Source organism: Mesorhizobium sp. M1406, from assembly GCF_040317555.1.
Taxonomy (GTDB): domain Bacteria; phylum Pseudomonadota; class Alphaproteobacteria; order Rhizobiales; family Rhizobiaceae; genus Mesorhizobium.
The window spans coordinates 1-1,080 of record NZ_JAMYKW010000161.1; the positions used below are offsets into that span (position 1 = coordinate 1).

At 60.8% G+C, this 1,080-nt stretch carries 1 pseudogene; it reads left to right on the forward strand.

Annotated elements, in window-relative coordinates:
• Positions 1-18 precede the first annotated feature (18 nt).
• Positions 19-1,080: pseudogene (locus NKH03_RS34710) on the forward strand (hypothetical protein); the annotation flags it as partial.

Sequence of the window (1,080 nt, forward strand, 5' to 3'; positions counted from 1 at the left end):
AGCGGGGGATTGAGATCGTTGCTGAAGACAGTGAAGAAGGCCTTCGTTCCAAGCAGCGGCAAGAAGTCGTCGAAGGACGGGATGCACCAGCCGGAGGTTGTCAAGACGACGTATCGCGCCGATTATGCCAAGCGCGGCCGCCCGGCCGCAGAGGACCAGACGATCATCCCCGACGAGGACCACACGATCATTACTGATTTCATCGCCAGGGCCCCCGGCCTTGGCGTTAAGACTGTCCGGCCACACGCAACGAGTCTGCGCAAATTCAGCGCATGGCTTCAGACGCAGCCCGAGGGCCGCACACTGGCCGGCCTGCTTGACGCTCCTGGCAACCCTGACGACCCCAATGGGTTGACTGGTCGCGCGAACGCCTTTGCGCATGAGGCTGGCGTCCTGGTCAGCGCTGCATTGGTGGCGGTCCAGCAGGTCCGCACCGGGAACCTTCCGCATCCGATTCCTTATGCCGACGACGCTCGCCTCATCGAGGGCCTGCACAACCAGGAGTTGGCCAGCCTTGGGCCTGAGTCGACGTCGAAAGAGAGGAAACCTTTCCAGGAGATCACTAGCCGTCGACGCGGGTTCAGTGAGTGGCTCCGAAGGCAGGGAAAGGCGAGCATAGCGAGCCGAGTCAACGGCAATCAGGAGCAGACACAAGGGTTGAAGGATGATTTTCGGGCATATAAGGTAGCCTGTGGATATAGTCCGAACCTCCATTTAAACGACCTTCGGAACTACCAGCAAGTCGTTGAGGCGAACGCTGCGTGGGGAATGCCGCCCCTGCAGCCACCGCAGCAATCTGGCCAGTCTCCAGTGGAAGGTTACGATCAGGATCGGTTGTGGGATGAGCTGCCCGACCGCGAACGGCAGGGGCCTGCGGAAAGTTATGATCAGGACGCAATTCATGACGCTGCGGATCAAGCCGGAGGGTGGCAACCTGCCGGGTGGGAGGATGACTCGTGGGCGTTGTCATCGCAGTCGGATCAACCTGCCGGGTTGAGCTCAACCTGGTCGCCGCAGTTGCCATCGGGTTTTGATCTAAATGAGTGGCCGACGCCGGAAGCCGGGCCATCGTCGTCTGCA